Here is a 7,522-nt window from a genome sequence, read left to right as displayed (position 1 = left end):
CGGGCACGTGTCCGGGAACGGCGATGCCGGTCTCGAGGAACTCCATCACGATCCGGTCGACGGCCTCGTTGCCGGTGCGGAACACGCCGTGGTCTCCGCCGCCGACGGTCACCAGGGTGCCGCCGAGTGCCTCGGCGACGCGCTGGCCGCCGGCGATCGGGGTGATCGCGTCGTCCTCGGAGTGCAGGACCAGCGGCTTGGTCTTGAGCTCGTCGCCGTTGGGGTCGATGGTCTGGGCGATCGGGTCCCAGCCCACGCAGTCGTCCCCGGCGGCCTCGACGGCGGCGCGGGTGGTGAGTCGGTTGCCGCCGGTGGCCTTGTCGACCTTGGCCGCCATCACGCCGAGCTGGTTGGACGGTGCGGCCGTCTCATTGCACGTGATGATCGAGTTCATCTCGATATCGGTGCGGTAGATCGGCGACCGGTTCTCTTGGGCCGCGAGCATCATGCCCACGGTCTCGTAGTCGACCCGCGCGATCTGGCCACCGTCGTTGTAGTACTTCAGGACATGGGCCAGCATCGGCCACGCCTGCTCGCTGTAGGTGGCGCCCACGGTGGCGTCGTAGAGCCCGGTGGTGGCGTTGTTGGTCAGGCCCTGCAGGGCGGCGGCGCGGGCGAAGCCCTCGACGCGTGCGCGGCCCGGCGCGGTCGTGTTGATCACGTCGAGCGCCGGACGCTCGAGGGCGGTTCCGCGCAGCTCCACGGGCAGGTCGCGGATCTCCGCCGGCGGCGGGGTGAGGTTCGCGGGGCCGCCCACTTCCTGGTCGGTCACCCACTTCCAGGAGTGGAACACCTTCAGCGGGGTGTCACCGAGGCCGTAGTAGTCGTCGCGCTCGGCGATCCATCCGAAGATGTCGTTGATTCGTTGTTCCTGCGCGAACGCGCCCTGCTCCGCCTGCTCCGACCAGCGCCAGTCGGGGTGGGTGTTGGAGTCGAGCACCATCTTGCCGGTGTGCTCCGGGAACAGGGTGGCGAAGTCGGTGCCGATCGCGGTGCCGTAGGACACGCCCAGGTAGTCGATCTCGGCGAGCTCGAGCGCCTCGCGAACCGCGTTGGTGTCCCGCGCGGCGTTCTCCGTCGTCATGGACGCCATGTAGGCGGGATCGGTGCCGAAGCAGGCGTCGTGCAGCGGGTTGACGGCGTTCGGTCCGACGAACTCGACCTCGCACACCATCGGGTTGGACCCGTAGAGCCCGCGCGGCTGCACGGCCACCAGGTCGTGGTTCTCGTACAGCCCGGCCGGCGCCGACCCGTCCAGCGGCGGGTTCCAGAAGTTGAGCGCGTAGTTACCCGGTCCGCCCGGGTTGCCGAAGATGGTCGAGCGGGCCTGCCCGGTGGAGGCCTTGATGCGGGTCAGCGCGACCTCGGTCTGCGCTCCGTCGGGATCGTCATAGTTGACCGGCACGTCGACGGTGCCGCACTCCATGCCCGGGGGCAGGTACTCGGCCTCGACCCCGAGCATCTCGGTGCAGTCATGCCACTTGACCGGGGCGGCCGAGGCCAACCCTGATCCCAGAAGTGCGATCGCTCCGACGACCGCGGTGGTGCCAACGAAAGTGCTAGACGGCTGCACCGATCCCCAATTCCATGTTGCTGTAGATGTTCCTGCTGAAAATCGACCGCCGGACCGCAGTTTTCTCGGTGGCCACATACGCCCGAACTGACCCAACAGTAGCCTGTGGCGCGCGCCACGCAGAATCGCGGGACCGACACTCAGCGAACCGCAATCTGATCGTTACCGAGAAGGCGCGTGTACCGCCAAAACCCCAGGCAGAAGTGGATATATCAGCGTGCTTGCGGTGAAGTGATTCTCAGGATCGCCAGCGTCGCGAACACCATCGCTACGCCTGCTGAAACGGTCGCGGCCACGAGCAACCACGGGTCGGTGACGCTCCGCTGGACGACCCCCTCGACGGGCGGTTCGACGGCGGGCGGGATCACCTCGACGGTGCCCCGGGACAGCACCCAGAGCACCACGGCCAGCACCGCCGCGAGGACCGCCACGAGCGCCTGGTGTCGACTCCTCACGCGGTGTCCGGCGACTCGTCGGGCGCGGAGTCGGGAGCGGACTCGGGTGCGACGTCTGGAGCGGCGTCGGGGGCGGAGTCGGGGCCGTCCGCCACGGCACCGGCGAGCGCCTCCCGCAGCGCCTCGGGTCGCCGGGCCCAGGCGCGCACCTCGGCGCCGTTGTCGAGCAGCATCCCCACGGCCCCGCGTCGCTTCGGCACCTCACGCAGTTCGCCGAGGATCCGGGCGCTCTGCCACGACTGCTCGTCGGGATTCCCGGTGGGCAGGGGGTGCACCTCGGTCACACGCTCAAGCTCCAGTTCCTCGGTGCCCTGGAAGTAGGAGGTGGGGGTGAGCCGTACGCGGCCGTGGACGCGGGTGGCGGCGATCATGACGCCGTGACTGAGTCCCGCCGCGACCGCGCAGACGGTGAGCATGAGCCAGTGCACCGGGGCGCCGGTGAGGAACTCGAAGAGCCCCGCCGCGGCGCAGGCCACCGGCGCGACCAGGATCCAGGCCCAGCTCCACCCGTCCTCGGCGTACAGGACGGGCCCCTCCGGTTCGACGCCCGGCCGGATCTCGGGATTACTTGGAGGCACGTCGCCCCCCGCCCGCCGTGAGGTACTCCATGGCCTCGGGCGTGTGTTGCCGCCACACGGCCGTTGCGGCGCAGAGCCCCGCGAGGACCTGGAAGGCGACGACGACGAAGCCGAGCACGTCGTCCCGACCGCCGGCGACCTCAGCCCCACCGACCACACCGATGATCACGGCGATGGCGTCGACGATCGGGAAGACCGCGACGATGGTGAGTATCAGTCGCGCCCATCCCTTCCCGGCACGGAGGCGATAGGCGAGCCACACCGTGACCGCGGCCACCAGCACTGCCAGGACCGCACCCAGACCCGTGGCCAGCCCGAACGCCAGGTCGACGCTGATCTGTTGGCCCTCCCCGCCGGTGGCGGAGTTGGCATCCTCGACGGCGTTTCGAAGTGCGTCCTGGGTGGCGACGGGCAGGTCCGTAAACCGTGCGGTCAGCGCATTGACGAGCATCCCGACCAGCGCGAAGAATGCCGTCGCCAGCCACAGTCCCCAGGCCGCGCGGATTTCCTCGGGCGGCGTTGTCGTCGTCGTCGGATTTGGATCTCGATCTTGTCCCGGCGGCTGCCACGCACCCCCGGCGGGGTTCTGCTCCGGGCGCTGCCACGCACCCCCCGTGGGGTTCTGGTCCGGGCGCTGCCGCCCGCCTTCGGCGGGGTACCGCTCCGGCGGCGGCCACGCTCCCCCGGCGGGGTTCTGTGCGGGCCCTCGCCCGTTCTCCTCGGGGGTCACCGCGCACCCCAGCCTTCCCGCAGCAGTCGCGCGGCGAGCAGGGCCCAGTAGGTCAGCACGATGTCCGCGCCCGCGCGACGGATGGACAGCAGCGACTCCATGACCGCGGGGTCGTGATCGATCCAGCCCTTCTCGGCGGCGGCGGAGATCATCGCGTACTCGCCGGAGACCTGGTAGGCGGCGACCGGCACGTCCGAGAGCTCGGCGGTCTGGCGCAGGACATCGAGGTAGGACATGGCCGGTTTGACCATCACCATGTCGGCCCCCTCCTCCAGGTCCAGCCGCACCTCACGCAGGGACTCGCGCCGGTTGGCGGGGTCCTGCTGGTAGGTCTTGCGGTCGCCCTGCAGGGACGAGCCGACCGCCTCGCGGAACGGACCGTAGAACGCGCTGGCGTACTTGGCGCTGTAGGCCAGGACCGCGGTGTCGCTGTGGCCCTGCGCGTCCAGCGCGTCGCGGATCACGGCGATCTGACCGTCCATCATCCCGCTCGGACCCACCACGTGGGCGCCGGCCGCCGCCTGCGCGACCGCGAGCTCGGCGTAGGCGGCCAGTGTGGCGTCGTTGTCCACGACGGTCTTCCCGCGCGGTCCGGTGGCCAGCACCCCGCAGTGCCCGTGGTCGGTGAACTCGTCCAGGCACGTATCGGCCATCACCACCAGGTCGTCGCCGACCTCTTGCCGAACCGCCGCCAACGCGCGGTTGAGGATGCCCTCCGGGTCCGCTCCGCAGCTGCCGGTGGCGTCCTTGTCCTCCTCGCGCGGCACCCCGAACAGCATGATCCCGCCGAGCCCCGCCTCTGCGGCGGTCGCGGCCTCGCGGCGCAGGGAGCCGACGGTGTGCTGCACGACGCCCGGCAGGGACCCGATGGGGTGCGGCTCGTCGATCCCGTCCGCCACGAACGCCGGCAGGACGAGCTGGCGCGGCTGCAGGGAGGTCTCCCCCACGAGGCGCCGCATCGCGGGAGTCGAACGCAGGCGACGCGGTCGAGCTACTGGGGCGGCAGAGATATCCGACGTGTCCTTCACGGCCTCCACTCTAGATAAGTCCGGCTTCGATGAGCGCAGACGCAAGGTCCGCCCCATCGCCCTAGGTCGCGCCTCCGGCACGAGCGACGAAGAGCCCCAAAGATCACATATACAAGATATAAGATTCTGCGAATGACAACTCGATTCTCGCGGCTCGTGACGGCCGCGCTGGCCCCGATACTCGTGACCGGCTCACTTGCCCTGTCCCCGATCGCCGGTGCCCTGGACCTCGACGGCTACCTCGGCCTACCTCTGACCAACCGCCTGTCGAACGTGGAGGGCGGCGGCGTGCACTCCGCCCTCCCCTACGACCTGCCCACGCTCGAGAGGCTCGTCGGCGAGGCTCGCGAGTCGGGGCTCCCCGCAAGCACCTACTCGGCACTGCTGTTGCAGTACCGGCTGGTGCAGTCGACGGAGCAGGCGGGGATCGACCTGGAGTCCTGGGACCCCTTCGAGGGTTTCGCCGCGAATCGGTCCAACATGATCAAGTCCTACCGCTACTACCAGGACTTCCAGCTCTCCCACCGCGAATTGCAGTGGGCCGGCATGGGCGGGCAGGTCGGTGGCGATTTCGGCGGCGGCATCGCCGACATCGAATGGGTCACCCAGATGTACGACACCCCGGGACTGCAGCAGGCCGCCCGCGACATCATCAACCACGTCGAGACCGCGTTCGGCCCCGAGGCCGTCGCCCAGCTCCCCGGAGGCCTGTCAGTGTTGGCCGACCACGCCGGCGACATCACCACCGAGGACCTGTACTGGTTCGTCACCCAGGTCGTGATCATGCAGAAGGCGATCTACTCCGACCTGATGCCCATGCATTACGTCTACGCCAACGAGGGACTGCCCGGCCTCGAGGAGATGCATCGCGCCGGCATCTTCGGCGACGACATCATGGACGCCTGGCGTGACGTCGCCTCCGGGGATCCCGACCGGATCGCGCACGGGAACATGACCCTGCTCAACCGCGAGCAGGGTTGGGTGGTCTCGCAGATGTGGGATGACGTCCGCGGCTACAAGGACGGCCTCGGTGAGTCGTTCACCTACATGATGACGCTGGCCGGGTCGCCGTCGGTGGCCGGAGTCCCCGCGCTGCGTGACTACAAGCCCGTCACCCTCCAGGGCACCCTGCCGGACGGCCGTGGCGCCACGCTGCACACCCCGCTCCCGTCGTGGGACTGGTCGGTGTACGAGCAGCGCTGGGAGTATGTCACCACCCAGCTGCTGCCCCGCTACCGCGACGAGGTCGAGCACAACTGGCCCGCGCTCGAGGCCAAGCTGCAGGTCCCCTACGAGCAGCAGTTCGAAGCCGCCCGGGCGACCTCGCGGATCCCTCAGATCCTCGGCGATGTCGTGCACGCCACCTACGTCACCATCCCCTGAGCGAGGAGCGATGATGTCAGAGGGTGCCGCCACACCCCACGCGGATCGACTCCAGCCGGCGCACTCGCCTCGCTCGCGGCGGGCCCCTGGTCAGGTGAGGATGATCGCCGCCACGCTCGCCGCGGTAGTCGTCGGCGCGGGGCTCGCCGCCCCCGCACTCGCGCAGCCCGTCGCCGCACAGCCCGTTGCCGGCCAGCCTCTTGCCGCGAAGCCCGCCCCGGACGCCGTCTCCGCCGACGCCACCGGCACCGGCACCAGCACCGACACCGGCACCGAATGGACTCGGCCGTTCGTCCCGCCGGAACTCCGCGAGGTCCTCAACCCATTCGCTGTGTCGATGCTCGCCGATTCCGTCCCCGCCTCCCCCGCCGAGAACGCCGAGGGACTCTGGGGCCAGGCCGGTCCGTTCTACGACGAACCTCCGATCGACGACTCGATGCCGATGGGGCATCTGCTCAACTCCGAGCCGTTCGAGGTGATCTACAACGGCATCAAACCGGCGCACATCCGCGCCTGGCGCACCATGTACGTCACCGAGGACGTGGCGGGAAATCGCGTGATCAGCACCGGAGTGATCATGGTGCCCGACGACGGCCGCGACGACGCGAGCCGACCGGTGGTGGCCTACCAGCAGATCAACGACTCGGCCGGCGCGAAGTGCCATCCGTCGTCGCAGTGGACCGGCGGCGACTTCATGGACTTCTCCTCGATCGCCGCACTCGGCCCGCTCGCGCAGTTCCTCGGCGAGGGCGCGGCAGTGGTCATCTCCGACGTCGGCAACGACGCCGACCCGGGAGTCCACACCGTCTTCGCCGGCCGGTACGCCGGAATGGCCCTGCTCAACGGGCTCCGCGCGGCCTACGACGTGCCGGGCGCTGGGGTGAATCCCAACAACGACGTAGGGGTGTTCGGCGTGGCCGGCGGTGGCGTGGGCGCGGCCTTCGCGATCGAGTACCAGCCCTGGTACGCCCCGGAGATCCCGGTCACGGCGACGCTGCTCGAAGCCATGGCCGTGGACCAGCGGACCTTCATCGACTTCGCCGACGGGCACCTCGGGTCCGGGTTCGTTCTGGCCACCCTCGTCGGCCTGGAGCCGCAGTACCCGGAGATGCGGCTCAACGACAAACTCAATCCGGCCGGCCGGTTCCTTGCCGACATCTTCCGTGACGCGTGCCAGACCCCGTTCTATTACCTGACCCCGTTCCTGCCGCAGCACACCCTGTTCACCAGCGGAATCCCGCCCGCCGACGAACCCGACTTCCAGCACGTGTTCCGGGACAACAGCCTGGGGATCAGCAACCCGACAGCCAACCCGGCACTGCGGCCACCCGGCAAGGTTCTCGTCACCTCGTGTGCGGCCGACGATTCGATCATGGTCGTCACCCCGGCGCAGGACGCCCGGAACCTCGTCGACTCCTACCGCGCACAGGGCGTTGACGTGCACTATCACGGCCTCGACTGCGGGCCCGGGGTGATGATCACCGACCTCTACCGCTGGATGACCGAACTGTTCGGCATGCACGCCGTGAACTGGCTCATGGACGAGATCCGCTGACACGGCGGGCCCGATCCGACACCCGAAAGGATGCGACACCATGGGACGTCTGTTCCTTGATCCACAGGACCTGATCAGAATCGCCCCGGCACTGCTGGGCAGCCTCGGCTACTCCTTCACGTGGGGCAGCCTCGCCAACATCGTCACCTCCGTGGACGGCATCAACGCCGGCCTGGGCGGACCCGGGCGGTACTGACCCCGACGCCGGACACGGCGCGGC

Annotated in this window: 8 protein-coding genes; 3 read left to right on the top strand and 5 right to left on the bottom strand. The window is 69.4% G+C overall.

Annotation, left to right across the window (positions count from 1 at the left end; translation table 11 throughout):
• The 5 genes from G6016_RS14270 to hemB all read right to left on the bottom strand — a co-directional run.
• The coding region (locus tag G6016_RS14270; protein WP_338403624.1) for an alpha/beta fold hydrolase at positions 1–1,573 on the bottom strand (1,573 nt) is incomplete at its 3' end.
• A 212-nt stretch (positions 1,574–1,785) separates the two neighbouring features.
• Positions 1,786–2,028: a hypothetical protein gene (locus G6016_RS14265; RefSeq protein WP_182633285.1), complete on the bottom strand. Its 243-nt coding sequence runs from the start codon at positions 2,026–2,028 to the stop codon at positions 1,786–1,788.
• Positions 2,025–2,606, bottom strand: coding sequence for a transport-regulating membrane protein Mce1N (gene mce1N, locus G6016_RS14260; RefSeq protein ID WP_182633284.1), 582 nt, complete (start codon positions 2,604–2,606; stop codon positions 2,025–2,027). Before mce1N ends, G6016_RS14265 begins: the two co-directional genes overlap by 4 nt.
• Positions 2,593–3,336, bottom strand: a complete 744-nt coding sequence (locus tag G6016_RS14255) for a hypothetical protein (RefSeq protein ID WP_182633283.1) — start codon at positions 3,334–3,336, stop codon at positions 2,593–2,595. The genes mce1N and G6016_RS14255 overlap by 14 nt, the downstream gene beginning before the upstream one ends.
• Positions 3,333–4,364 (bottom strand): porphobilinogen synthase, encoded by a 1,032-nt coding sequence (hemB, locus tag G6016_RS14250; RefSeq protein WP_338403623.1) that lies wholly within the window; start codon positions 4,362–4,364, stop codon positions 3,333–3,335. The genes G6016_RS14255 and hemB overlap by 4 nt, the downstream gene beginning before the upstream one ends.
• A gap of 132 nt (positions 4,365–4,496) precedes the next feature.
• On the opposite strand from hemB, the gene G6016_RS14245 reads away from it, so the two are divergent.
• The 3 genes from G6016_RS14245 (at position 4,497) to G6016_RS14235 (ending at position 7,498) form a co-directional block, all read left to right on the top strand.
• The gene (locus G6016_RS14245) at positions 4,497–5,747 is read left to right on the top strand and encodes a hypothetical protein (protein WP_182633281.1); all 1,251 of its coding nucleotides are present in this window, start codon (positions 4,497–4,499) and stop codon (positions 5,745–5,747) included.
• A gap of 100 nt (positions 5,748–5,847) precedes the next feature.
• Positions 5,848–7,302, top strand: coding sequence for a lipase family protein (locus G6016_RS14240; protein WP_182633280.1), 1,455 nt, complete (start codon positions 5,848–5,850; stop codon positions 7,300–7,302).
• Between the two features lie 40 nt (positions 7,303–7,342).
• Positions 7,343–7,498, top strand: a complete 156-nt coding sequence (locus G6016_RS14235; RefSeq protein ID WP_182633279.1) for a hypothetical protein — start codon at positions 7,343–7,345, stop codon at positions 7,496–7,498.
• The last annotated feature ends 24 nt before the right edge of the window (positions 7,499–7,522 follow it).

The organism is Dietzia aerolata (assembly GCF_014144865.1).
Taxonomy (GTDB): domain Bacteria; phylum Actinomycetota; class Actinomycetes; order Mycobacteriales; family Mycobacteriaceae; genus Dietzia; species Dietzia aerolata.
This window is presented reverse-complemented; position numbering and strand designations above follow the sequence as displayed.